General features: G+C 50.5%; 23 protein-coding genes. 7 read left to right on the top strand and 16 right to left on the bottom strand.

All coding sequences use genetic code 11. The features are described from left to right. Positions 1–181: 181 nt before the first annotated feature. Both C463_RS18425 and C463_RS04745 read right to left on the bottom strand, forming a co-directional pair. Positions 182–463: a hypothetical protein gene (locus C463_RS18425; protein ID WP_137695680.1), complete on the bottom strand. Its 282-nt coding sequence runs from the start codon at positions 461–463 to the stop codon at positions 182–184. Between the two features lie 493 nt (positions 464–956). Beyond that, positions 957–1,253 (bottom strand): hypothetical protein, encoded by a 297-nt coding sequence (locus C463_RS04745; protein WP_049905536.1) that lies wholly within the window; start codon positions 1,251–1,253, stop codon positions 957–959. Positions 1,254–1,376: 123 nt separating this feature from the next. On the opposite strand from C463_RS04745, the gene C463_RS18430 reads away from it, so the two are divergent. Next, positions 1,377–1,664 carry a HalOD1 output domain-containing protein gene (locus C463_RS18430; RefSeq protein ID WP_199239103.1) on the top strand — a complete coding sequence of 96 codons (288 nt, stop codon included), beginning with the start codon at positions 1,377–1,379 and terminating at the stop codon, positions 1,662–1,664. A gap of 688 nt (positions 1,665–2,352) precedes the next feature. Here the strand turns inward: C463_RS18430 and C463_RS18435 are convergent. The 9 genes from C463_RS18435 to C463_RS17465 all read right to left on the bottom strand — a co-directional run bounded on the left by C463_RS18435 (position 2,353) and on the right by C463_RS17465 (position 14,017). Beyond that, positions 2,353–3,567, bottom strand: a complete 1,215-nt coding sequence (locus tag C463_RS18435) for a hypothetical protein (protein ID WP_137695679.1) — start codon at positions 3,565–3,567, stop codon at positions 2,353–2,355. Then, complete coding sequence (locus C463_RS17455; protein ID WP_008441547.1) at positions 3,564–5,393, bottom strand: UvrD-helicase domain-containing protein; 1,830 nt, start codon at positions 5,391–5,393, stop codon at positions 3,564–3,566. Before C463_RS17455 ends, C463_RS18435 begins: the two co-directional genes overlap by 4 nt. Beyond that, entirely contained in the window at positions 5,393–6,313 is a 921-nt protein-coding gene (locus C463_RS04760) for a hypothetical protein (protein WP_049905539.1), read from the bottom strand. The genes C463_RS17455 and C463_RS04760 overlap by 1 nt, the downstream gene beginning before the upstream one ends. A 182-nt stretch (positions 6,314–6,495) precedes the next feature. After that, the gene (locus C463_RS18955; RefSeq protein ID WP_158294489.1) at positions 6,496–6,648 is read right to left on the bottom strand and encodes a hypothetical protein; all 153 of its coding nucleotides are present in this window, start codon (positions 6,646–6,648) and stop codon (positions 6,496–6,498) included. A gap of 319 nt (positions 6,649–6,967) precedes the next feature. Further along, entirely contained in the window at positions 6,968–7,690 is a 723-nt protein-coding gene (locus C463_RS04765; RefSeq protein WP_049905540.1) for a M48 family metallopeptidase, read from the bottom strand. Next, positions 7,683–10,643 (bottom strand): type I restriction endonuclease subunit R, encoded by a 2,961-nt coding sequence (locus C463_RS04770; protein ID WP_008441553.1) that lies wholly within the window; start codon positions 10,641–10,643, stop codon positions 7,683–7,685. Before C463_RS04770 ends, C463_RS04765 begins: the two co-directional genes overlap by 8 nt. Further along, positions 10,636–11,949 (bottom strand): restriction endonuclease subunit S, encoded by a 1,314-nt coding sequence (locus tag C463_RS17460; protein ID WP_080510767.1) that lies wholly within the window; start codon positions 11,947–11,949, stop codon positions 10,636–10,638. Before C463_RS17460 ends, C463_RS04770 begins: the two co-directional genes overlap by 8 nt. Further along, on the bottom strand, positions 11,942–13,447 hold the full coding sequence (locus C463_RS04780; protein WP_008441556.1) for a type I restriction-modification system subunit M: 1,506 nt from the start codon (positions 13,445–13,447) through the stop codon (positions 11,942–11,944). The genes C463_RS17460 and C463_RS04780 overlap by 8 nt, the downstream gene beginning before the upstream one ends. A gap of 105 nt (positions 13,448–13,552) precedes the next feature. Next, the gene (locus C463_RS17465) at positions 13,553–14,017 is read right to left on the bottom strand and encodes a transcriptional regulator (RefSeq protein WP_239638851.1); all 465 of its coding nucleotides are present in this window, start codon (positions 14,015–14,017) and stop codon (positions 13,553–13,555) included. A 389-nt stretch (positions 14,018–14,406) separates the two neighbouring features. Here C463_RS17465 and C463_RS04785 point away from each other — a divergent pair, with 389 nt between their 5' ends. Both C463_RS04785 and C463_RS04790 read left to right on the top strand, forming a co-directional pair. After that, the gene (locus C463_RS04785) at positions 14,407–14,883 is read left to right on the top strand and encodes a hypothetical protein (protein ID WP_137695677.1); all 477 of its coding nucleotides are present in this window, start codon (positions 14,407–14,409) and stop codon (positions 14,881–14,883) included. 98 nt (positions 14,884–14,981) lie between these two features. Further along, on the top strand, positions 14,982–15,251 hold the full coding sequence (locus C463_RS04790) for a hypothetical protein (RefSeq protein WP_049905544.1): 270 nt from the start codon (positions 14,982–14,984) through the stop codon (positions 15,249–15,251). Between the two features lie 68 nt (positions 15,252–15,319). On the opposite strand, the gene C463_RS18440 is transcribed toward C463_RS04790, so the two are convergent. Both C463_RS18440 and C463_RS04795 read right to left on the bottom strand, forming a co-directional pair. Next, positions 15,320–16,081, bottom strand: coding sequence for a hypothetical protein (locus tag C463_RS18440; protein ID WP_137695676.1), 762 nt, complete (start codon positions 16,079–16,081; stop codon positions 15,320–15,322). Continuing rightward, on the bottom strand, positions 16,082–16,624 hold the full coding sequence (locus C463_RS04795; protein ID WP_008441559.1) for a helix-turn-helix transcriptional regulator: 543 nt from the start codon (positions 16,622–16,624) through the stop codon (positions 16,082–16,084). A 250-nt stretch (positions 16,625–16,874) separates the two neighbouring features. Here C463_RS04795 and C463_RS04800 point away from each other — a divergent pair, with 250 nt between their 5' ends. Then, positions 16,875–17,525: a TIR domain-containing protein gene (locus C463_RS04800; protein ID WP_008441560.1), complete on the top strand. Its 651-nt coding sequence runs from the start codon at positions 16,875–16,877 to the stop codon at positions 17,523–17,525. Between the two features lie 35 nt (positions 17,526–17,560). After that, complete coding sequence (locus tag C463_RS18445) at positions 17,561–18,367, top strand: hypothetical protein (protein WP_137695675.1); 807 nt, start codon at positions 17,561–17,563, stop codon at positions 18,365–18,367. Between the two features lie 422 nt (positions 18,368–18,789). Here C463_RS18445 and C463_RS04810 read toward each other — a convergent pair whose 3' ends face one another. Continuing rightward, the gene (locus tag C463_RS04810) at positions 18,790–19,026 is read right to left on the bottom strand and encodes a hypothetical protein (RefSeq protein ID WP_008441568.1); all 237 of its coding nucleotides are present in this window, start codon (positions 19,024–19,026) and stop codon (positions 18,790–18,792) included. A 316-nt stretch (positions 19,027–19,342) separates the two neighbouring features. Here C463_RS04810 and C463_RS04815 point away from each other — a divergent pair, with 316 nt between their 5' ends. Both C463_RS04815 and C463_RS18450 read left to right on the top strand, forming a co-directional pair. Beyond that, positions 19,343–20,023, top strand: coding sequence for a recombinase family protein (locus C463_RS04815; protein ID WP_158294488.1), 681 nt, complete (start codon positions 19,343–19,345; stop codon positions 20,021–20,023). A 441-nt stretch (positions 20,024–20,464) separates the two neighbouring features. Next, a complete protein-coding gene (locus C463_RS18450; protein ID WP_137695674.1) occupies positions 20,465–20,815 on the top strand; it encodes a hypothetical protein in 351 nt (116 codons plus the stop codon). Between the two features lie 624 nt (positions 20,816–21,439). On the opposite strand, the gene C463_RS19565 is transcribed toward C463_RS18450, so the two are convergent. Continuing rightward, positions 21,440–23,110, bottom strand: coding sequence for a hypothetical protein (locus C463_RS19565; protein ID WP_239638852.1), 1,671 nt, complete (start codon positions 23,108–23,110; stop codon positions 21,440–21,442). A 379-nt stretch (positions 23,111–23,489) separates the two neighbouring features. Next, the gene (locus C463_RS04825) at positions 23,490–23,921 is read right to left on the bottom strand and encodes a helix-turn-helix transcriptional regulator (protein ID WP_137695694.1); all 432 of its coding nucleotides are present in this window, start codon (positions 23,919–23,921) and stop codon (positions 23,490–23,492) included. Between the last annotated feature and the right edge of the window lie 187 nt (positions 23,922–24,108).

Here is a 24,108-nt window from a genome sequence, read left to right on the forward strand (position 1 = left end):
CCTTGTCCATCTATTTACCGTACACGGTTACACGCATATTGAGCTTCTCCTTGACGAACCACATAATTAACACTCTCTTCTGTGTCAACGTGGGAGACTCCCAAGCGTTGGATTGTCAGGTTCGCAACTATGAGTCCAGTTTTTATTCGGAAATGTGTTTAATCCATTGCGAAAATAAGTGTTATTTTTGATTGAATTCTGCGGCGAGGTCTTCAACAATTACCTCATTTTCAAAAGCTCCATTAAACACAATCGCCTCAAGCACGGTTCCTCGTGGCGGCTTATCGTCATCTGAAAATTCTTCACGAATCTCATCAACCACGCGCATTAATCCGACAAATGGGCTCGTATCTGTCTCAATACTGAATTGTACTCGTTCGGCATTCATCGTTTGGTCAGATGACCAGTCATCTGGGTCAACAGTCACTATGTCGCCGCGAGCATGGTCTGGGTGATACGGCATATTTATCCTACTATCGTGGTCCCACATAATTATATTGAATTTGATACTTTGACCAAATATGAAGCGAAATCGCTCAGCCAGAGAACTGGCTGACTTTCTAGGAGATATAAGTTGGTAGAATAATCTATTCGGCCCTGTCGAAATTCTCTACGGATAAAAGGAAGACGTGCTGAGTATAGAGCATGTATCTTTGAGTAAGTCTACGTATAGTTGGGGATTCAGGTGGATGCACCTGAAAAGGAGGGGTTCAGAGAGAGGGCGAACCGACGGTGTACACGTATTATACGCGGTACAGTGGCAAGGTAATTTAGGATACAATAGAACGCAACAGCATTCCAAGGGTGCGTTTCGACTGTAAGATGACGACCTCCGCTGCTACGTAGACGGCCCCACTACTTCCACTCTTTCAAACCCCATGGTGTCAATCCGGTACAAACCCCCCACTATTTCCAACTAAGTTCAGGAATATGAACTGGGAGAATTTTGAGAGTGATTAGCCATTCATCCACCATACGGCAATGCCGTTGTCGGTCGCGTTATCCTCATACGTCACGTTGACCCGCACCGGAAGGGTTCTGGTGCTTTTGTTTAGTTCAGATTTGAAGAGGTAGAGGCCAAATTTCCGCCGCTCAGTAATGGAAAGGCCTGGCTCAAACCAGACATTCACCCAGAGTTCTTCAGTTACCTCGTCAATATACACTTCCCAATCAATAGGCTGTAAGCCCCATCTTTTCATCTCACGTACGCTGGCCTTAGTGATAGATTCTAATTCTTCAATTGCAGAACTCATCACTAGTTTCTAAGATACGTCCGGCTAAGTACATCACTCATGCTCAAACAATACACAAATTCGACCCTGCTGAAATCCTCTTTTTTAAATATATTCTCGCCTGAAACAGCTGGTCTCTGAGTAGTGCGAATTGGTCCTGCTTGGGGCCAGTGTTATACGTTTGAAACGATTAAACGTAACATCGCACTATCCATCAATATAGATACAGAAGTAGTATCCGCCGTCGCAGATAAGAAGAATGTCTCGGAAAGCGAGCTTCCGATACTGTACGAATCTATTGAGACAGACGCTCTGAGAGAATTATTTGAGCACGGAACCACAGAAACTGGTACTAACCTAGCGGTTCAGTTCCCCTACGCGGGCTACACTGTCACGGTTCGATACCCGGGCGAGATTACGGTTGAGAAGTAGCTAGTCTGTACTGACCACGCTCGGCCAGAACATATCACTCCCAAATAATTTCAACAGAGCTACAAATTTGCCATCTCGTCATATCGGAAATCAATCTTGTAAAGCTACATCAGATGTGTTGTATTATTGGTGAAAAGGAAGGCCTGGCCAGTGAAAACGCAGTAAGACTTGAGAGACTGTAAAGAGCTCGACGGAACACAAACCATCCAGAAAGCTTTGTACAAGTGCTGAGAACATATAATATGGGTCGAAAAAAGGTCTGTCCAGTGACTTTGGAAATTGAAGGGCTCGATATGATAGGCAGTGGAGGAAAGTGTAGTGGGTGTGGTACGATATTCACACCCAGATTGGGTTCGGACCGTCCAGCTATAGATTGTATCGAGCAATTCCGCGAACACTCGGTTGAGCGTGAGGTAAGTGACTCCGATAATCAGTAACTCTAGTATTCTCTACAAGCGTTCCATCTCTTCCTCGTGTAGCACTCCAGGGACCTCTACTGCTCCTGCTGTGTAGTTCCAATTCGCATCCGTTGGTGCGTGGAATTCTCCTGTAGCATCACAGTTGTTACAGTGACAATTCCCCTCCTCTTCGTAGTAATTTCGGTGAATGTCCCAGTCGCCCACCTGACCACCCTCTCGACATTTCATCGCCTCTGCCCGCTTCCGCCAGATGTGGACAGACCGGACCATTAGCACTCACCCCTCTTTGAGACCGTACCATCCAGAGTGGGTACCTGCTTACCGAAATCTTCCGGTCGTGATGCATCATAGAATTTTCTCGTGATTTTGTAGATGTGCTTGATTTGGCTCTCTGGGTCGGAGATGAGGTCATACGCGAGCGCAGTGCCACGGATGGCACGAGCAGGCGGCTTGCCGTCGAATCCATACCAGTCTCGTGCGAGGAGACACAAGCGAGCGAACTCTTCATCCTCAAGCTCAGATAGAGAATTTGTGCCAGCTCTATCACAGGTGATGAACCCTTCTAGAACTGCGACTAGCATGAGCGAGTTCCCCCCTACATTATGTCGGTGGCAGTACCAGACTTCGCCTTCTACACCGAGGTTGTTTCCGTTTCTCGACCCGTGAACAGGGTGGGCACATCTATATCCACTTCCCTGCTGCCTGAGTTGAGCACCCGAACGCTGAAGAACATCGACCGAGTCTACGTCGAAATACGGACTTTGATTGCCCTGTTGAACAGTAGAACCCCGAGGTTTTGCCTGGCGCTCCTCAAGGTCACAGATGTCCTCGATAGTATCGATAGACTGGTCATACTCTCGTATTAATTCGTCTACAATCTTCTGCCTCCGCGCTGCCTTAGGTGGTGTTTCAGTTAGATGCTGACCGGTAGTGAGACAGACCCGGGCTCTGTCATACATCTCAATCTTTGGTACCTTTCCATCAACCCAGGTTTCTGTATCAAGCTCAGCCGAAAATGTGCTGCCTGGATACCAGTCAGGGATATTTGCCCGGACAAAGACATGGATTCCCTGGCCGCTGCCCGATATTTCAGCATAACTGCTGAGGCGACTGAGAAGGTCGACTACAATTGGATGGACCTCTCCGGTATCACTCTGTCGCACGTTGTCGAAGTCAACCATGAGAATCGATGCGTCACTCTCAAATGGAAGAATGTATGCGATACCAAGGTCACCGAGTTCACCTTGATGAGTGATATCTCTTGTTCCTGGATGGCCAGCCCAGTTCTTTGCGACTTCAAAAGCCCTCTCTGGACGCTCATTCTCGTCGAGATTCCCATTCCACCGGCAAGGATTGAGATGGCCCAACCACGGAGCCAGAGGGCGTTTGTCTGTTGTTGACCAGACTACCCAGTTGGGTAGGTCTGTCATCGTTTCCTCATATACCGGTTCTTCTGCGACGCTGTTGAATTTTGTTTCACTCATACAATTTCACCCTGGTTAACGACAGTGCTCGGCAGATACGGTGTAATCCAGTCGAAGCCGCCGCGCACAATTACGAGATTTTGTGAACTCCGGGTGAGTCCAACATACCAAATCAAGTCTTCAGTAGCCTTTGCGCCGGGTCGGTGAAGCGATTGCGTCACTCGTGGGGGTACTCCATCATAGCAAATTGTAGTCTCTGCTTGACCCCCCTTTGTCGAATGGATGGTAGACACCCGTGGCGTCGCTTCGAGCGACGTGATAGGCCTGTTTGTTCGCTGTAACGCATTCCGTAGTGCTATCTGCTCTTCTGGCTTTTCGAAGAAGCCACTAAGCCATTCAACGGCCCCGGGCCCGGTTGTATATCGAACCCAGAATTCTTTCGTGAGATGCCAGTCTAGTTTTTTCAGAGAGATGTTGTCATGTGGGTGTTTGTTCAGCATCTCCCAAACAGAATCCGTGGTCCTTCTAAACCGGTTCTTCCGTGAACGGATACACTTGGAATCTATCGCCCGGAGTAAGGTTCGTGCTTCATCGAGGGTCAGCGCCAGTTCTGAAGATTCAAGCTTTTCTGGAGCCCTGGAACCACCATCAGATTCGTCAGGGGATAGGCCTCGGATTTTCTGTAACGCGTTAAACAGCCGTGTTCGGCCCTCACCGACACCGGGCGTGTCCCATCCAAGCAATCCATTCTGTGACCGGAACAGAGCGCCAGCTTCCATCAGACTCCAAGCGATTCCTAGACACTGTAGTCGTGTGCGCGCTATCAGAAGCGCATCGCCATCAGGTGCGTACTGCTTCAACAACCAGGGCGGACTGGATTTCCCTGTCGGAGCAATCCATTGACCTCTGTTGTACCCAAATCTTGGAGAGCGGACTTCTTCCAACGTCGCTTCGCGGGTATCCCTGACGTTGAGTTCGGGAGGCTCATGATGGCGGTCAAGTAGTCGACGAGCTGTCTGCCAGTGAAGTTCTGGAACACGGTGTGAGTCAGGTAAGACTACAGTTGGGAGTTCAATAGCGTCGAAGAACTTCGGTGAGGCTCCTTCGTGAGTGTTGACCGTCTGGTGAGGGTCACCAGCGATAACGACCACGTCGGCGTCTTTTCGCCACTCGTTAACCAACTTTGAGAGCAGCGGAAACATATCCTGCGCCTCATCAACGATTAACACCGGTGTCGACGGAGATTTTTTCTCGTCAAGTGCGTGCGTCAACTGGTCGGTGAAATCAAACAATCCCTTTTCAGTTTTGTACTCTTCCCACTCTCTTTGGAACTCTCTGAGACTAGGGGCTCCACGCCAGTTTGAGCGATATTCGACGTATTGAGGTGCACGAGTTGGTTGAGAGATGGGTATTCGATTCTTTTTGAGCCACTCAATACAGTCAAATGCTAACTCCCCTATCGGAGTAATGTCTGAACGAGTCGCAGGGGCATCATAAGGACGAGAATAGACTTCTCGCATGAACTCTCGGCGGTGCTTAGTCTTCGCACTCTCCAGGTTACGGAATGCGCCCCCACTGATACGGCTCGCAATCCCATGGATTGTTCCGATGTATCGGGTCTCACCAGTTGTTGGCTTGTCCAACTCCTCAGAGCCGATGAATCCGTACTCCTCCAATCGACTCAAGATATCCGAGGAGAGCTCCTTGTGGTAGGTAACGAACGCTATGTCACTCAGAGAATATCCTGCCTCTAGCAAGCCCATCAGACGAAGTAACAGCTGAGTCGTCTTCCCCGAACCAGGCGGTCCGTGAATCTTGAGCGAACTCGTGGGAGGGTACTCGTCTTCGGCGAAGATTGGGTAGTTCGGCGGACTCTTCCGAGTCATTATTCCTCCCCCCCGTCAACATCAGGACCATCGACCCAGCCTCGTCGGATTTGCCAGAGTGAGACCACCTCACCCGTATCCATCCGAACTCGTTTTGCGTTTGACTGTAGGAAGCCTCGCGCGTGTAACTCACGATGGAGGTTTGCTGGAGGCACGTCTTCATAATCAATCAGCACCCTTGCGATGAACTCGTAGGGGACCTGAAGAACATCAGACCCCTCAGACTCCACGTAAGGACTCGCCTGCAAGAACGCTTCCTGAAGTACTGTTGTAGGAACTTGATTGATAAGGGCCGCACGGAGTGTCTCAGCAGCTAGTGTCCGTGCGCCGTCAAAGTGGACGGTTGAATCCGGATTGCTCTCAAGATAATCTTCGAGATACTGCTGTATCCAATCGGCCCAATCTCCAATCCCATCTTGGGCTGGGGCCACAAAGTGCTCTGACGCATCAAAGTAGAGCCGGCGTAGTTCAGTCTGATTCAGGTGCTCTCTGCTAGTCTCTATCTGGACATCCGGGTCAGAGAACTCAAACACGTAGAAGGTATCTACGTTGGTGTCACTGGACACGTGTCGGGTGACAGATGAGAGCTTCGTGCGAACGAGAATATCGGCTGGAAGCCCATTATCCCAAGAGACCTCCATAGAACTCTCGTCGATGAGTTCTTCTAGATGCTGCTGGAACATCTTCTCCAGAGTCTCCTTTTTCGTTTGTGCGTAGGCTGCGAGCGTGCTAAGGAGCTGAGTAGCTTCATCTCGCTCATAGTCTCCATCCGCCACGACCGTAGCCAACTTCCCGCAGAAGTCGTCTAAGCAAGCCTTACGCTCGAATGGGTCATGACGAGTCTCGGATATCTCATCCTTGACAGTCACATACGCATTTCGAATATCTATACCGTCTTGTGTATCTGTTCTTGAATTCATATTTTTTCATGAATGCGAGTCCAAAAACCGACGACAAGAGAGACTAAGAAGTATGTCAGCGAAATGGTTAAGACCACTTGCTGCGTATATACGCTTAGTCCCAGGCTGTTGTTGTCAGACCATGGGGACTCGGACTATGTTCCGGGTGGACCAACACCCGGTCCATCTCTCACTCAAACGCTCTAGAGCTCACGCTCCATGAGCTTCTCAGCGACAAGTGCCTCAACCACGGACTTCTTCGTAGCGGTGACACCGTCAACGAAAAAGTCCTCACAAAGGATGTCTATTTCCTCTGAGATTTTTGGGGCAATTGACACAGTCGTATACTCATTCATGTATATTCTATTAGGTGCTGTCCGTACATATACTTTCCCTCGCCCCTGTCATATTCAAATCGATATACGTGGAAGCTTTAGTGAAAAATATGATTGCTACTGTATGGTAAGACTACTTCTGCGCTCCACTGCTGTATAAGGGTAAAGCCGTAGTGAGGGGGGGGAGGGGTATACCCCCACCCCCTTACAGCTCCAATCACCCCTATTATTACTATGGCAAGGTGTGTTGCTGGAGGAAGAGAGCACCCGGACCGTGGCGCTCTGGAGGCGCAAAAAGAGAAACCGGCTCTGCTGAAATCATTACTTCAGCTACTACATTCTACAAATCATCAGGAGTGAAGATGAGTTGTACGCTATTCTCTTTGAGCCACCGATTGTGTTCTTTGTATGAGGAGTCATATTCCTCAACGTAGGACCAAAATTCGTCTGTATGGTTTTGCTCACGGAGATGCGCGAGTTCATGAATGACCACGTATTCCGCAACATCAGGTGGTGCCATCAGCAATCGCCAGTTGAGCCCAAGTGTTCCCGTCGTTGAGCAACTTCCCCACTTCGTTCGTTGATTCCGGACTTCGATTTTATCGTACTCAACATCCATGCGCTCGGCATATTGCTCGATACGATTGGTAAAGAAGTCCCGTGCCTGACGCCGATAGAAATTTTCGAGAACTTGCTTGACCGACGACTGCTTGACTGCACTCTCGCGAAGGCGAATCGTATCCTCGTCTACACCATTTTTTGTGCGTGATTCTATGACCAATTCACGGTCCTTGCCGAGAAGGGGAAAGGACTCACCAACCTCAAACGTCCGGTCGGGGATTTGCTCTCGATAAGCCTCATAACTTCGTTGCTTGTCTACCACCCACGCTGCGTTTTCCCTAAGAATTTTGCTTGGCTGTATATCCTCGTTTTGAGGAATAACAACCGTCACACCGTGTATATCCACATCGATTCGCGGCTTGCTCGCAGCTGAACTCCGCCGGACTTCGAACTCCACGGAGTCACCCAGCAAGTCAATCATCCGTCGTTGCGGTTTAGCCATCGTTCTGAACCAGGTAATCCCGTACGGCGTCAACAAACTCGTCATTGTCTCTGATGAGGTGGCCAAGGTCGTTCTCTACCACCAGCACGTCCAGCAAGAGTCGCTCAATTTCAGCGATGGTCTGTCGATTTGTTCTCCAGCCGGGATAGTCACGGTCAACACGCTCGCGGAACTGCGTCACAATCTCCTCTGCGACAGCCTCCGCCTGCTCATCGGACTCTATGGTCTCGGGCGTCTCCTCGGTCAAGTGCGTGTAGATAGCGAACTCAGCGGCGTCCATCCCTTGCTCATCGGCTTCCTTCTCAACCTTCAACACTTCCTCCTCCACCGATTTCAACGCCTCCACCGCCTCAGGGTCGCCTATCTGTTCGCCGTGCCACCGTTCAACAATGTCGGTGACGCGCTCACTCAGTCGCTTGTACCGTGGGTTCTGATTCTCTCGCGGGTGAAGATGCTCGCGGGTGGCGTGGGCAATCTGAGAGGCTTTCACGCCGGGGTTGTCGAGTCCCTCTACCTCTTCAAGGAACTCCTCCCCGAGTTTGTATGTCGGGAAGTCCCGTTTGATTTCGCCAATCTCAACGTGGTCGTTGATTATCTCCCGTGTCTTTTCTCGCATCTCCTCCTCGGGGTCGTCCTCTCCCGAGGTGGTGCGCTTGAACGCGACGTGAATCCGACTCAGCCACTTGTAGTCGCGCTCAATGCCCTCACTCACCAGCCGACCGTCCGGGGCGACCGCTTCGTAGAGATTCTGGAGTCGGCGGAACTGCTGTTTGAACTCGCGGCGTTCAGGATGGGTACTCACGCGCTCAACGGCGTCGTAGGTCGCCTCCTGTGTGTCGTCCTTCGGAATCCCGTCGAAAATGTCCATCACCCGTTCAATTTGCTCCACGAGGTCGTCGTATAGCTCGTCCTTGTCACGGGCGGCGTACGCTTTCGTCTCGGCGTCGTAGTCAAGTGCCTCGTCGATGTTCTCGAAGACACCCTGGAAGTCCACAATCTCGCCATTCTCCTTACCTGCGGCAGGCCGGTTCGTCCGAGCGATGGCCTGCATTAAATTGTGGTTCTTGAGGTTCCGGTCGAGATACATAGTCTTCAGAATCGGGGCGTCGAACCCCGTCAGGAGCATATTGTGAACGACGAGGAGTTTCGGGTTCGACTCCTGCTTAAACGCCTTGACAATGCTGTCACGTTCCTCAGAGTCGGTGTGGAACTGCTCGATGAGGTCGGAATCATCCTTCGTAGCAGTATAGAGAACTTCCACCTCCTCGTCGCCCCGCCGCTGGCGGAGACGCTCGCCGTACATCGCCGCGGACCGGCGACTCGGAGTCACGACCATCCCTTTCCAGTCGTTCGGCGCGACGTGGTCGTCGTAATGCGCGTCGATTTCTTCCACGGCGCGGTCAACACGCGGTTCGAGTTCCGCGAGCGTCCTCGCCGTGGCGTTCTCGCGGATGGCCTCGCGTTTCTGGTCGGTCGTCATCCCGCGGAACTCCTGCTCGAACTCCTCATCGAGTCCCGCCTCGTCAATCTCCCACTCCATTTCGTGCCGAAGTGTGAAGTACACAGGTAGAATCAGGCCGTCGTCAATCCCCTGCTTGACCGTGTAGCGGTGGAGGTAGTCCTCACCCTCGGGGGAGAACTCGCGGAACGTGTTGCGGTCTTCATGGCGTTCGCCCTCGCGAACGGGAGTTCCAGTGAATCCGAAATGCGTACAGTCGGGGAGAGCCGCGTCGAGACGACTTCCGAGGTCGGCCTCCATGAACCGGTGTGCCTCGTCTGACATTACGATGACCTCGTCGTTCCCCTGTACGCCGGGGTCAACGTCCTCGAACTTCTGGATGGTCGTTAGGACGAGTTGACTGCTGCCCTCCTCGATAAGCCGTTGGAGGGGGTCGATGCTTTCGGCCTCCGTCCACTGCTCCAAGGAGAGGTTCGCCAGTTGGTCGCGCATCTGCGAATTGAGCTTATCGGTGTCCACGATGATGAACACCTGCGGGTTGCGCGTGACCTCAGGACGCGAGAGAAGGTTCTCAGCGGCATAGAGCATCGTGAAAGACTTCCCCGACCCTTGTGTATGCCAGATGAGTCCTCGGTCGTATTCGCTCTCCGCGACGCGGTCGAGAATACTATTCACCGCGTAGTACTGCATATATCTCGGGACGATTTTCGCGTCGCCACCGGCTTGCTGTTCGTAAAACACGAAGTGCTTGAGCAGGTCGAGAAGTGTCGCGGGATTACAGAGAGCCTTGATGGCCTGCCTCGTCGCGTTGTCATCCGCGAACTCCTCCGGAGCGTCGTTCCATGGCTCATAGAACTCACGAGGAGCGCCGACCGCCCCATACCGCAGTTCCATCGTATCGGCGGCGACGTTGAACAGACCGGGGACGAACAAGCGCGGTACGTCCTCCTCGTAGGCCACTAGGTCGCTCACCGCGTCGTGCCAGTCGTTATCCTGCGCGACGCTTTTCAGTTCCATCGTCACGAGCGGAATCCCGTTGACGAACAGGGTCACGTCCGGGCGAATGGTAGTCTCGCGGGAGACGGAGAACTGATTCACCGCGTGGAAGCGATTGTTCTCGGGGTTCTCGTGGTCAATGAGGTCAACGTAGATTGTGTCGCTCGCCCCGTCATCGCGCTGGATATTGAACGACTTCCCCTTTGTGAGTAACCGATGAAACGCGCGGTTACCGTCCATCAGATGTTCCACGTCGAGGTCGCGCTTGAGCGAGGAGACAAACTTGTCCACGTTCTTCTCGGTCACGTTATCATTCAACGCGACGACCTGCTCGGCGAGGAGGTTCCAGTAGACGACTTCGCGGTTGCTCCGTTCGTAGGCTTCATCGAGGACGCCAGCACCCCGCCCGCCGTCCAATCCATGTGTCTCCCATCCGACGCCGTCGAGCCACGAGAGAAGTGAGCGTTCGACGCCCCCCTCGGACGGGAGACTAACCATACTGTGCGATTTTCTCGGGAACCTCTATGTTAGTGTCGGTTGTTCGGACTGTTCCCGAGAGGAGGTCTTGCATTAGACCACGCTTGAGACGCTTGAGTTGAGACTTATACTGCTCATTCGTCTCAATTTGCGAGTCAATACTACTGAGTCGGTCTACAATCTCCTTTTGTTCCTCAATAGGTGGGAGTGGAAGCTTTACTTGCTGAATACTGTTGGCGTTAATATTTGCTTGGCTGACCCCCTTCGTGGCAAAATCCATCATCCTGTTTTGTGCCTCTGAAGAATTCATGTAATAGTTCAAATAATGAGAGTCAGCCTTTGTGTTTGTTTGTAGTCGGACAAGGTAAGATGCGAAGACGTGGTCGCCTTCAAGTTCGTAGATGCCAGTTTTCCCTACAAGTTCGAGACTGTTTGTTCTATTGAATAGAATATCCCCCTTCTCAACTCGGTATTTTTCAAACTCGTCGTCATCAAGGTCGATATATTTCAGAGGCTCGTCGACCATCTTCCCGTTCTCTATATTGTTCATCCGAAAGATGGGGTACTGACCTTCCTCAGACAAACTTTCTGAAATGCCGTACTGCGCTGTGTGAACCACATCGCCAATGCTCGCGACCGACCAATGTGGAGGTATTTCACCGACTGGCGTTGACTGATTGTCTTCAAAATTCTTGTGACGCCCATGAAATAGGTCCTGAATTAACGCCTTCTTGACAGAGTGAGTTTGCTCAATAATTTCTTTAGTCTTCTCAATCGCCTGGTCAGCTGTGTAGAGTACGGTGGCGATTTTGCGCTGTTCGGAGAGGGGTGGTGTTGGGATTTTATGTTTCTTTACAATTCCCTTTCCTAAGTTCGCCTGAGTTGTTTGACGGCTTAGACTCGCTAATTTTGGCTGCGTATTGTCTATTGCATAGCGGAGGTAGAGTACGTTATCCTCGTCAGCATCCCAGAGTCCAAGAATTCCCTGATTTGTCGCCACACGGCTGTGAACTATTGCTGTTTCAGCGAGACTTCCGTAGATAGTCATTAGAAGCGTTCCCGAATCGAACGCTCTCGTACTTGTTTCATCGAGTGCTTGCTCGGTGATAAAGTCCTTAGCCGTTGTAACACCGTCACCTTGTTGCTCGTTTAAGTCTTCAATTTTGACAAACGGTATATTCCCACCGTAATACCCATCTACTCCTTTTTTTGGGGTACCACCGCTGTAGATTGAGTCAAAAACATCACCGAGGCGTTTCTCAACCCACGCAGAACCCTCTTCGGCATCAGAATCTGTGTAATCCGTGAGGTCAATTTGCTCACTCATAACTCAGCGCCTCCATATGCTGGCTCATTGTCTCCTCAATCTCCCCCCGTTTGTCCTGTAACTCGCGTAACTTCGCCAGTTCCTTTCCTACGTCGATATCTTCCTCAGGCTCCGTTGTATCGACGTATAGTGCGATATTGAGGTTGTAGTCATTCTCTCGAATTTCATCAAGTGACACCGTGCGGCTCACGCGCTCCTCCGTCGTCCATTCGCGAAAGTTCCCAACGATGTGGTCGAGTCCGTCTCTGGTGAGTTCGTTCTGGTTCGACAACTCCTCGTAGAACGCCTCGTCTGCAGCGTGGATAAACTGTACTTCGTCCTCACGCTCAGCAGGCTTGTTCGTATTCAACACGAGAATGGCGGAGGGAATCGAGTTGTTCTGGAACAGATTTTCGGGGAGTCCAACGATGGCCTCCACCATATCCTCTTCAAGCATATGCGTCCGATAGCGCCCCTCGTGCTTACGAAACAGTACGCCGTGGGGAATAACGATAGCAGCCTTGCCCCCCGCCTCATCGCGCTCGGGACGCCTGAGCTGCTTCGCCATGTGCATGATGAAGGCGTAGTCGCCTCGGTCGGCACGCGGCAATTTCTCGTGCCAGTTGAAGCGTTCGTAGGGGTCATCCTGAAGACCGTCTTTGTCCCAGTCAGCGGAGAATGGGAAGTTTGCCAGCACACGGTCGAAGCGCGTGAGTTCGTTACTCTCCTCGTTAGTGAACGCAGGCTTCGAAAGGGAGTCTTCACGCTCAATCTCCCCATCCAACCCGTGAATGGAGAGGTTCATTTTCGCAATCGCAGCGATGTCCGGATTAACCTCTTGGCCGGTGAAGGTCATCTTCGTGGAGTCGCCACCTTGCTCCTCCCGATAGTATCGTGCGGCCTCGATGAGCATCCCACCAGAGCCGACAGTCGGGTCGTGGAATGTCATCCCATCCTCGAACTCGTCGATGAGCCGAACGCAGAGATTGACGATGTGAGGTGGCGTAAAGAACTGTCCACCGGACTTACCCTCTTCTTCTGCAAATTGACGCACTAGGTCCATGTACGCCTCTCCGAGCATGTCCGGTGGAATACTGTCGCGGTCGAGGTCGTGTGTAGAGAGGTGTTCGACGAGCCGTCCCAGGCGGTCATCGTCAAGCGCGTCAGCGTCGATATAGTCCGCACGGAACACTCCCTGAAGCTCCGGATTCTCGTCGGTAACGGCATCGAACGCTTCGTTCAGTGCCTGGTCCACGTTGTCGCTGACTGCGCGCAGGTCATCCCATAGATATCCTTCGGGGACGACCGGTACGTCGTAGAGGTTCGGACGACGTGCGAGTTCCTCGTCACCGTACTTCTCGACGTTCTCTTCGTACTGCTTCTCAAACTCATCCGAGACTGCCTTGTAGTAGACGAGTGGGAGAATGAATTCCTTGTAGTCAGTTGGGTCGACTGCGTCACGGATTATGTCCGCGCACTTGAAAAGGTGTGAATCGAGTTCCTGTAGGGAGAGGGTCATACTGTCACCATACTCCCAGGGGTGTTATCTTCTACGGTGTACCGTAAAAACCGTCTCACGCTAGGTGGGGGTGTTACGCCTGTGTAAAACAGGAGCTATTCGTAACTAATCCCGAGAAGGTCTCGGAGCATCCTCATAGCGTTTGATTTTATCCGACTTCTCCATATTCTCATAGAGGTATTGTAGAGTGTTTTCAACGTCTAAGAGTCCAAATTCGGATAGAATATCTCTACCTTGGTCGCTAATCCCATAGAACACTTTGGGAGAGTCCCTTGTTTGCCTCTCTTTTGGAAGCTTGAGTTTATCTACAATCCCTAACGAGCAAAGCTTTTCGAGGTGCTCACGAAGCGTTGCTTTGCTTCTATCCGGGTGCATGTATTCAACCTCGTTGAGCGATGGTAGTTGGTCAGGATGCATCAGAATCGTCTGAATCAAATCGAACCGTGTATCCTGAGTTATTTCGTGTAGTAGCTCCCGCTTCTCCTCGTACTCGTTAATTTCCGGAGCGCCGCTTTGTTCCCAGTCCGACTTTCTTTTTGATGTTTTTTGTGTCATTTTATTGATTATCACAGGCCGCAGCCTACTCTATAGGCTACTACGATTTCGTAGTACACGCCAGATGAGGTGACCCTATTTCATAGTATCATTTTGTCGGTTTTCGTGCTCTTGAGCTTCTCTGACGCCGACTTTTGACAGGAGTTAGTGTCCATCATGGGCTTAGACAGGAGAACATTATTATCGGATGGTTAAATAGGTAACGACCGATTTGGTCTAGACCATACTGGTCGGAACCTTTTAGTTGAGTGCTACCTTACAATTCGATTGAACAAATGCCCTCGGCCGACAATCCCTCACTCGCTCTAATTCAAAGGGTTACTCAATCCTATCTTAGTCGCGATATCACGCGTGAAGAAATGATTAACGTGAGAACCGCTATCAGCCAACATCTACTGCCCTTGATGGATAATGAGTACAAGATATTCGTTCTTGGGAGCTACGGCGACGGTGAGAAGCAATATCTTGAGACAGTTCAAGAGATTCTAAGAGATGAGTACCGAAACCGGTGTTCCAGTCGAGCACGTGTCTTTCTAATGGACGACGTTCCTGGAGACGATATATGGATTAATCTGGGTATAAAATTCCGTCTGTTAGCGGATATCTCTGATTCGATTGTGGGAGTCGCCGAGAACGACCAAGGCGGGTTTATGTTTGAACAGGGAATTATCGCCACACACGAAGACTACGTTCGGAAAACACACCTTTTGAAGCGTCAATATGCCTCTAAAAAAGAGGAGCACTCACACTATTCTGCGATGCAAGCCTCAGGCTTATTTGATGAACTGAGAGCTGACAACCGTCTATTCGAGTGGAGCGATACACAGGGGCTCGCCGCTTCAACAATCGCTGCGTTTGAACGTATTGAGAAGGGCGATTAATCATTGATACTCGGTAAAAAGTTGTCTCAAACTCTAGGATTGTTTACTTTCGCCATGGTTTCACGAGTTTTATCCAGATTTGTGTTCACCAATAATCTATGACTGTTTACTCAATCAGCTACGACCTCCACGACCCAGGACAGGACTACGAAGAATTACATGAAGAAATCAAGGATTTCGGTGCTTGGTGGCACCACCTCGAATCAACATGGCTAGTCGACACGTCTAGCACCGCATCAAAGATTGTGGACGAATTAAGCCCACATCTCGACTCAAACGACGAGCTACTCGTTACTCGTTTGTCCGGCAGTTGGGCTTCGTGGGGTATCAATGATAGTGGGAACGACTGGTTGCACGAACACCTCTGAGTATCATGAAAAGCGTAGAGAGATGACTGGTGAGTAGGGTAATGACGGTGAGATTTGTAGAAATAGACTCAGGTAAGAATATTTTCCGTAACGGCACTAAGATAGGATTTGAGACATGCTACTGCCCTTGGGCCCACCCGCTCAGCGGCCTTCGGCTCTAAAATCATCAGAGCAAATGCGTCCGCAAGGAGCTCCTCTTCGCTCAGTCGATATGACGAATACTCTCCCTCGCCTTCTGGTATTGTTCCTCTCAACCGCTCAGATAGCCGAATGGCATCCTCATGACCACCGTCTGTGTCGAATACGCTCTCCTTTGTTTCGTCGAAGCCCGCTCTCTCACTCTTTTGTCCAACACCTATATCGAAGGCATGCCCAAGCTCGTGTGCGACTGTCGGCCCCTTTCTCGCTCCTAAGAAGTCATCGGAGTCAGTATCTATGACGACTCGCTTCGGGACTGGGTCAAAATACCCCATCACATTCTCCTCATCAATACCTCCATCCAGCTCAGATTCATTTACATATCCACTTTGCTCTGCATATTCAAGCACTCGAATTGCTCGATTGAGGAGCTCTGAGTGGGGAATCGTATCTACATGAGGAAAGTCTAGTTCCCAGATATCGTCTTCCCAAGCGTCTACATCAAGAGTGATTGGCTCATTTGAGCTCTCGTCCTCCTGCTGGTCAACATCTGGTCTGTTTGCGTGAATAGCCTCAGCGTTACTTTTGTTTTCCCCGCCACCTCGTAGAGTGTATGGTGTGGGATTATCACCCAATTGCTCAAATCCGTCTACTATTCTAATAAATGATTCTGACTTCTGGAATAAATACATTTAATGGGCGTTTGGAGCCGTTTCGTCGCTGTTCTGTGTGATATCAGAATCGCCTTTCTCCTCAATCTGCTTTACACGTGCGACGAACGTCTTCGCAGCGTCCGCTTTTCCTGTCGCATCGTACCGATGTGAATCGACTGTACTCGGTTCAATGTTCAGAATCTGAGCTATTTCACTGCGGGTGAAGTTGGCCCTGTGTAACGCGAGTACGTGGGCCTGCTGTATCCCAATCATATCGGAGTCGTGTAAGGCCCAGGCGTTATGAAGCGCACGGCCAGTACGGGAGAGTTCAACGTTAGGAGTCGAGGTCTTGAATTTGTGAACTTGTTCAGACATTGCCCCACCCTCAGTACCGGGAGAGTAGCGCGGACTGAACCGCTCATCCTGTTCATTGTACGTACCGACGAACAGGCCCCCTCTCCAATGGATGTAGTACGCAGGCATTCCGTTCATTTCTGACTCCTCGTCAGCTATCCATCCAATAAAAACAGCCTGCTGGTCCGGAATGAAGCTAGGAAACTCCGGTTCCTCATTTTCGGTCATAGTCTTAGTACCTTGCTACTGAATAGTGGCAACCAAGCCCTATAATATTTTCCCTGAGTCACTCGTGCCAAGAAGATAGTCCACAATGGCAGGGCATCGGTCGTGGTAGATAAATTGAGGCTTGTTTATTTTACCTGTCACCAATAAATAATTACAACTTGAACACAAGAATTAGTCCAGCATCTCATGTTCCACTTTCACCCCGGTTAGCGTGATTTTTTGTTCCGTAAAAAGAGAATACACACACATAATGTCAGGAAAGGTCTTCATTTCCCATTCTCGTCGGGATGAGGAGTTGGTAGACCGCATAGACCGTGCGCTGGATTTGGTCGGGTATGACACGCTGATTTACGAATGGGAGAACATACCAGAAGAAGAACCAGACCGTGAGGCAATCAAACAGAAGATGAGTGAGTGTGACGCTTGCTTTGTCTTCCCAACACCAACGGTCCGAGAACAAAAAGTCACTCCCGCCTGGCTCATTGCTGAATCGTCTATCGCTGGCGACCAGAATATTCCGACAGCGATATTCAAAGAGCAAGGCGATAGCTACGAGATTAATTTCCCGTATTTTGACATTTTGGTAGTCTACGACAGGGCAGAGTTGCCTCTTCAGCTTCAGGAACGAATTGAAGAGCTGATGGACGCTCAAGGGAATGAGGCGGCAGGCGCAATAGGTGGTGGGCTACTTGGAGTGGCCGCAGTGGGAACCGGTGGAGCCGCCTTGGTCGGCGCTCTTATCGGGGCCGCGTTGTCCTCTGGTAGTGATACTGCACCACAGGTTCAATGTCCTGCCTGTGAATGGGCGTTCACGTATTGGGGGGACAGCGACGAGTTTCGTTGCCCTCATTGCCACACCGAGATGGATTCGACATCACACGCCATCGGCGAGGAAGATTGAGTTCCGGGTCAGTCAAAGGAGCCACACAATATCGCATGAAATCATCCGTTGGCGTAATTGAACGATACGTTGAGCAATTAGAAGAAGATGCAGAACATATCATTTCGAAGATTGAACGGCTCTATCATGAGGCAGAGAAGGGTTATGAACTTACTCGTAGCAATCACCCAGTCGGTGCCGCACAAAGGGGAGATGCAAAGCAGATTTGGCAAGACCCTGAAGGGGAAACAAAGAACCTCCAAGATGAGCTCAGAGAGGAATACGAATCCTGGTACGCACAAGCCGAAGAACTCGTTTCAACGCATCTTCCTCAACGAACCGAAGAGTTCGAGAGACGGCGTACTGACGTGAAAAAATATATCAAATTGGAAAAGAATGCGAAATTTGACCCGGAGAGGTACGTGAACAGCGCATCAGATTATTTTGCTGAGCAACGGAATATAGTCAAGGCAGTACCGGGGAAGGTTGAAGCTGAAAAACTAAGCCTTCGTCAACAAATCTCAGATACTTTCTCGAAAGATGAGATACAGCAAGCTCGGGAACTCCTTGATGAGGAACTCATGCGAGCGGCCGGAGTGCTCGCCGGTGTAGCTCTGGAGCGGCACCTTCAGATAGAGTGCGATGAGGCGGAGCTTGGGTACGAACATAATGATGGAATTGCGAGTTTGGCTCAAACTCTATATGAGGCGGATGAAATCAACAGTACCACACTGAGTAGTCTTGAGACGCTGGGCCAAATCAGAAACGACTGTGCTCATGCGAATCAGCAGGGGCCGAACGAACACAAAGTTAGGAAACTAATCGATGATACCGACGATTATATTCGAGGCCGTGGAGTATAGTCCAAATCTTCGAAAGCGGTCAAAGCCATTCACAAGGAGATACCGGCTGGCTAACTCTATGTTCAATAGATTCCCAGCAAAGACAGGTACTACCTCCGGGGCGAAGGAGGAATAGATGGAACGACGGGAGGACTACCTCGCAGACGCTTAAATCCACTTTGCCGCTATTCTGGATACGAACTTCTCGCGTGTTGGGCGTGAATTAGGATAGGTCCAGTCAAACGCGTTTTCACTACCTTCGCAACAACATATCGATAGTATTCACAGCCTCCGGTGCCGGTGTCTCCGCTAGAGCGCCCAGCCGACGAGGACGCTGAGTAGCAAGAGTACCACCCCAGCTAGCAGACTCCAGTAGAGGAATCCACCGGGCGTTGACGCCAACTTCTCAGTTTGAGAAGAGTCTCCCTTCATCAGTCAGGTTTTCATTCTGGGTTTTCCTGCCGGTGAGTGATGTGGATACCATCATCTTCTGCGATGTAAAGGTCGTAGTGATGGTCTGGCTCATCAGGGTCGTCCGTGTACGCACATATCCAGACTCCATCGAACCCCATTCGCTCAATTCGAAAGTTGGTATTCTCAATATATTGGTCAATATCAGTGTGTGGCGGATGCTCCGTAATTTGGCTGCTGTCGTTATCGATGTCGTCGGGATTAGTCATACTTCTGTATTGGTTGGTTGACCAATTGACTGTGCTGGTAGGTGTGTTCTGTAAATCGGGATTTCTGGAACGGAGTGTAGGCAGGTTAATAGTTGGACTACACGTTGTGCAACACAAGACATGGCGAAATCAACCGTGCAAAAGACCTCTTCAGAGATTACTGACCCGGACGGGTCGACTCGAACAATCACACAGTACAGTACATCAGTTCCGAAGCAACTGGCCGAGTTCTTTAGTCTCGACCAGGGTGATAAGCTGGAGTGGTCGATGGGTAGCTCCCGGGACAAAATTGAGCTGACTGTAATTAGGGATGAAGATGGTGACTGAGGTTGCAATAGGCTATACCCGTCTCTCCCAGAAGTCAGACGCGAGTATCGACGACCAGAAGCAAGAGATACGCGACCTTGCCGACGAGCAGGGATTCAACCTGACGCGTATCTATGATGATGGCGAACTTGCGTCTGGGTTCGACTCTGAACGCCCAGAGTATCTTCAGATGCAAACAGACCTGGAAGACGGACTCGCAGACGTACTCATCGTTCGTGGCCGCGACCGTCTGTCGCGTGACAAACGAGAGCGGTCAATGCTGATGTACGACATCGGAGACTGGGGCATTGAATTGTGGACAACTACCGACAGAGCGCGTATTGAGCTCAACTCTGATGAAGCATGGCTTATCGAAATGATTCAAGCCTACATCGATGATGTCGCTAAGAGACGAGAAATTCAGCGAGCTCGGACAAAGATTCAACAACGAGTTGATGCCGGGTTTCACCAAGGAAGACCTAGGTACGGCACTAAATTTGATGAACAGAGAGAACACCTTGTCCCCGGAGACAACTTTGGGGAGGTGATAACCGCTATAGAAATGCGGGAAGCTGGAGAATCTTTCCGGTCTATCGTAGAGCAGACCGCAATTCCTTCCACGAGTACCCTGTCTCGTATCCTTGAGAGGGAAGACTGGTATCACGCGCTCGCGAAGGAATCCCGTGCTTAGACAGGGGGTCGTTGCTCTATTCACACAGCTATCAGACGGAGCCAAGGATACACACACTATCGTTTTGGCTTTATTTATCTTGGGCCAAATGTGTCAGGAGACCTTTTTTTATCGGTGAACGGCGTGGTTTCCCACATCGACCGTCCTTGTTGGGTTGAGAACCTCAGGTTTGTATCTCGTCTTGGGACCGGGAGTGCCGCGCCCCACTATCCTATCTTGATAAGTTCAGCATTACTTTTCTTAATTTCTGATAGTATCCACAATAGATATTTCAGCGGGGATACTGTCAACTGGATAACTAGAACTCTCGATACTGTCTCATTATATCGAACGGATAGACTCCCTCGGTTTATTTCACAGACAACCTATACCCGTTCCCCGAGAAAATGACAGATAAAACTAGTAACCACTAATATACTAGTTGCCATCTTTACAATTGCAATGATAGGAATAGAAAAGGTAGAGACAGCCCGAAAAGCGGCGAAAGCAATCGCAATTAACGCAGGAAAAACGGTTCATGAATGGGACGGCGAGGTCACTTCAGGTCAACACTCACTTTATTCATTTATGAACGCCGAAGAAAAGAATATACTACGAATAACCCCTGGAGAGCCATCGGTTTTCTTTGGTAGAGTGGTGTCACATGATAGGAACGAGATTGAGGGAATTATGATTCTCTGCGATACAGAGGACATCATGGAACTGATTGTTACGTTCTTTGTTGTACCTGAGGAAACTTATGAGTCATTCCTGAATATGGAAGGCATAATGCGGATTTCCTCGTCCCGATAGAAGATTACCGTTCGTAGTCGTAAACACGAATTCGTTCTTTATTCGTCAGCAGAGATTCTATACCACAATCTCGGCTTCAGCCACTCTTGATTTAAATACGCTAGGTAACACGTCATCACAACTGTTTCGATAGAGTCCTTCATTTCAATACCACATAGTAGTATCTCAAATTTTCAACGGACACAATGTAATAGCGCATGCTCCTAGCGTCCACAGAAATCCAATAGAGCGACCTGAGAACTAAGTTCATACAACGACTCTGTAGAAATATGACTGACCCGTCGCTTGAGGATGCAGATGTGAAAGACAATACGGTATCAGAATGGCGATGGTCACTAATTGGATGGATTCACCGTCGACTTGGGAACGATAATGATGAGCCTGATTAATCAGATGATTATTTGATTAACCGGCTATGTATGGCCTCTACTCACGGAATAATCGATTACTTAACAAACCCAGTAATCTGGCTCTGTTGAAACCCTTAGAAGTTGACAGAATCCGCGTGACACAGACAGAGGATGTATGGAGCGGTCTCACTCGTACCGAGGCAATCCTCAGTGAAGAGGCATGCCGGTGACCTATCACAGGCCGAGCAACGAGAGAGCCACTGAGCCGGACGGTTTAATTCACGTTTTTCGAGAGCTCAGCTCCAGCTTTGAACTTCACGTCGTCCGAGGTGTTCACTCCCGTGAAGTGGAGAAGTCGACCTTGTTGGGCCATCGTGACAGGCACATCAGCGGCAGCCCCCTCCTCTTGCTGGGTCCTTCGCCCCGGCTTCTTTCGAAGCAGTAGGTCATCGCCTTCCGCTTCTGAGAGGACCCCATCGGCAACTGCGTCTGAGACCATCCCATCGAACAGTCTCGCCCCTCGTCGCTCTCGGTCACCCGACAGGCGACGAGCCATCATGTCACCGTACCCGTCTCCATCTAAGTCACCAGCGCCAACACCGATGACTGCTGTTGGTTCTCGCACTGCCACGAGCGTGAGTGAATCCTCGTAGAGGCTGCCGTCATCGATGACCCAACCACCTGTGTAGATGAACTGGTCAGCGTTCTTACACCGGCTCACATACAACAGCGCAGGGAACGGAAGCGGGCACTCTGGGGGCGCGACCATAATCGGGCACATCAGCGTCGATGTGGTCGAACCCTCTCCGAGCTCAGACCCCCAGTCGTCGAAGTCTGCTGGTTCGGACGAGGACCCGTCTGCGCTGACCGCAAGCGAGGTCTTCTTATTTGTGGCCGTCGGTGGGTCGTTCACCGGATTGACCGTTACTCGTCCGTCAACGACGTGTGATTCGAGGTGGATGCCCGTGTCAACGGGTCCAGAGACGGCGGAGAGGAACGTGTCCGAGTTGTACAGCGAAGTGTCGTCGGAGATGAGGCCTCTGTTCAGCAGGTTGTCACCTCCTCTCCTTTCGGCCTCGTAAAGCGGACTGGTTTCCCCACCTCCGTTTCCTACCTCGTAATCGTTTTGCCCCCACGCGTAGAGCCGCCCATTATCGTCGGCTCGCCCTGTTACGTACTCGATGATGCGGCGCGGGGTGAGCTCGTTTTTGAGTGTTGCGTCACTTCCCGGGAGGCTGACATCAGGCACGGTAATTGTGAATTGCTCGTTGATGACTGGCGCTCCAGCGAGGTACTCGTACAGGGCGGCGATGTCTTCGTCACTCGCTCCGGTCAAGTCCTGAAGCGGGGGGTTTTCGAGGACATGTTCGGAGGTGTCCTGTAACGACTTTTCGAGTAGTTCGATGTCCCTCTCGACAATTGCTTGTATCTCTTGGAGGGCCTCGGCAGCGTGGTCCCATTCTCCGTTGTCAACGTGCGTTGCCGCTTGCTGAGTCAGTTCTCTTTGTCCCTCAGCGTGTTCTCGGACGGTTACGCACACGTCGTCAGAGCAGCTTTCCAGCGTCTCCTGTATCTCATTTATACTGCTCCTCATATTGTCGAAATATTTATCTATGTCGTTTGAATTTGTCCCCCGGCCAGTTCGAGCACTACGCTTGCTGATGGATACTGCCTCCGTTGTCTGAGAGAGAAGCGTATTCTCCAAGTCTAACGCAGGCCTAATGTCATTGAAATCATGGTCACCTAATCCGCCGCCATCCGACCGAATCTTCGACTTATTGCTCCGACTGTTTTTGTAGTTGGCTTGGTCAGAATGAACCGTGTCCTCGTTGTAGTCAAAGCAGCAGGTGGCTGCGATGTATTGTGCTGTGACCCATGCTTCGAGTTCGACCTCTCCGGAGAGTGGTCCCGATTCAGCGGTTACAGTTGGGGTCAGTTTGTACACAGTGGCTCTACTCGTCGGTGAGGGGCCAGTGTATGTGCCGATGCCTGCGAACGGTGCTGCTGGCGATGCGCCCGTGTTCGCCACGGACGATGCCACTCGATTCAGACACCCACTCAGCCCACCAACCGCAACGATACCGCTCGCTGACAGTAGCTTTCGACGGCTAATGATAGCACGTGACACACGGCCTGCGTGACTGTCTCGTCCTCGTGAATTCATACTCGGATGATGGAGGAGAGGCATTATGATAAGTATTCGTATAATTGTAGAGAGAAAAATACCGGCGGCTGGCCGACTAGCGCGCTGTATTCAGCACGGCCTCAACAAACTATCAGTGACTGAGGATTTCAACAGAGCCAGTAATCTAGTAAAGAATAGGCTAATTTGTAAGTTGTTCTTCTAGCTTATTTATTCGCTTCTTATTTAATTTAATACTATTATACATATCCTCTGCAATATATTCCTGTATTTCTTCAATCGTCGTCGTGAGCTTGTCTACCTCGTTGGCGAGCTCCACAATGTCAACACTCGTCCGCTCTGGTTTTCTATTATGAGACAGGAGTGCTTCCGCTTCCTCACGCTTTGTCTCCGGAATAACTGCAATTTTCATTCGAGAACCGCTCTGACTCTCAACGCTTGAGCGGTCTATCTCGATAAATCCATAACGCTCAAGCTTTCTAAACTGATGTTGGAGCTGTCCTTCTGTAAGGTCAGTCCGCCGCCGTATCTTCGCCGTCGACGCGCTCCCGCTTTCTTCGAGAATCGCCGATATGAACTGACGCGTTTCGTCAGTCTGCTTCATTCGTTTCATATCACATTATTGAAAAGAAGATTGCAAAGGTGTGTGGGTAAAACAGGCTTTGATGGCATGGGAAGCGAGGCTTTGGCGGGCTGAAATCCAAAGGCTTGGTCAGAGCCTTCGGAAGGGGTTGAACATCTTTAACGACCCTTGTATAAGGAACACCCCCTCAAAGGAGGACAATAATCATAATAACATT

This window comes from Halorubrum californiense DSM 19288, assembly GCF_000336875.1.
GTDB classification, from domain to species: Archaea; Halobacteriota; Halobacteria; order Halobacteriales; family Haloferacaceae; genus Halorubrum; species Halorubrum californiense.

Coding starts and splice junctions, on each gene's coding strand:
- C463_RS18445 (WP_137695675.1), top strand. CDS start 17,561: ATGAAATCATCCGTTGGCGTAATTGAACGATACGTTGAGCAATTAGAA.
- C463_RS04760 (WP_049905539.1), bottom strand. CDS start 6,313: ATGAATTCAAGAACAGATACACAAGACGGTATAGATATTCGAAATGCG.
- C463_RS18440 (WP_137695676.1), bottom strand. CDS start 16,081: ATGTATTTATTCCAGAAGTCAGAATCATTTATTAGAATAGTAGACGGA.
- C463_RS04765 (WP_049905540.1), bottom strand. CDS start 7,690: ATGGCTAAACCGCAACGACGGATGATTGACTTGCTGGGTGACTCCGTG.
- C463_RS17460 (WP_080510767.1), bottom strand. CDS start 11,949: ATGAGTGAGCAAATTGACCTCACGGATTACACAGATTCTGATGCCGAA.
- C463_RS04790 (WP_049905544.1), top strand. CDS start 14,982: ATGACTGTTTACTCAATCAGCTACGACCTCCACGACCCAGGACAGGAC.
- C463_RS04780 (WP_008441556.1), bottom strand. CDS start 13,447: ATGACCCTCTCCCTACAGGAACTCGATTCACACCTTTTCAAGTGCGCG.
- C463_RS04800 (WP_008441560.1), top strand. CDS start 16,875: ATGTCAGGAAAGGTCTTCATTTCCCATTCTCGTCGGGATGAGGAGTTG.
- C463_RS04815 (WP_158294488.1), top strand. CDS start 19,343: ATGGTGACTGAGGTTGCAATAGGCTATACCCGTCTCTCCCAGAAGTCA.
- C463_RS04810 (WP_008441568.1), bottom strand. CDS start 19,026: ATGACTAATCCCGACGACATCGATAACGACAGCAGCCAAATTACGGAG.
- C463_RS18425 (WP_137695680.1), bottom strand. CDS start 463: ATGCCGTATCACCCAGACCATGCTCGCGGCGACATAGTGACTGTTGAC.
- C463_RS04795 (WP_008441559.1), bottom strand. CDS start 16,624: ATGACCGAAAATGAGGAACCGGAGTTTCCTAGCTTCATTCCGGACCAG.
- C463_RS17455 (WP_008441547.1), bottom strand. CDS start 5,393: ATGACTCGGAAGAGTCCGCCGAACTACCCAATCTTCGCCGAAGACGAG.
- C463_RS04825 (WP_137695694.1), bottom strand. CDS start 23,921: ATGAAACGAATGAAGCAGACTGACGAAACGCGTCAGTTCATATCGGCG.
- C463_RS04770 (WP_008441553.1), bottom strand. CDS start 10,643: ATGGTTAGTCTCCCGTCCGAGGGGGGCGTCGAACGCTCACTTCTCTCG.
- C463_RS18955 (WP_158294489.1), bottom strand. CDS start 6,648: ATGAATGAGTATACGACTGTGTCAATTGCCCCAAAAATCTCAGAGGAA.
- C463_RS04785 (WP_137695677.1), top strand. CDS start 14,407: ATGGATAATGAGTACAAGATATTCGTTCTTGGGAGCTACGGCGACGGT.
- C463_RS18435 (WP_137695679.1), bottom strand. CDS start 3,567: ATGAGTGAAACAAAATTCAACAGCGTCGCAGAAGAACCGGTATATGAG.
- C463_RS04745 (WP_049905536.1), bottom strand. CDS start 1,253: ATGAGTTCTGCAATTGAAGAATTAGAATCTATCACTAAGGCCAGCGTA.
- C463_RS18450 (WP_137695674.1), top strand. CDS start 20,465: ATGATAGGAATAGAAAAGGTAGAGACAGCCCGAAAAGCGGCGAAAGCA.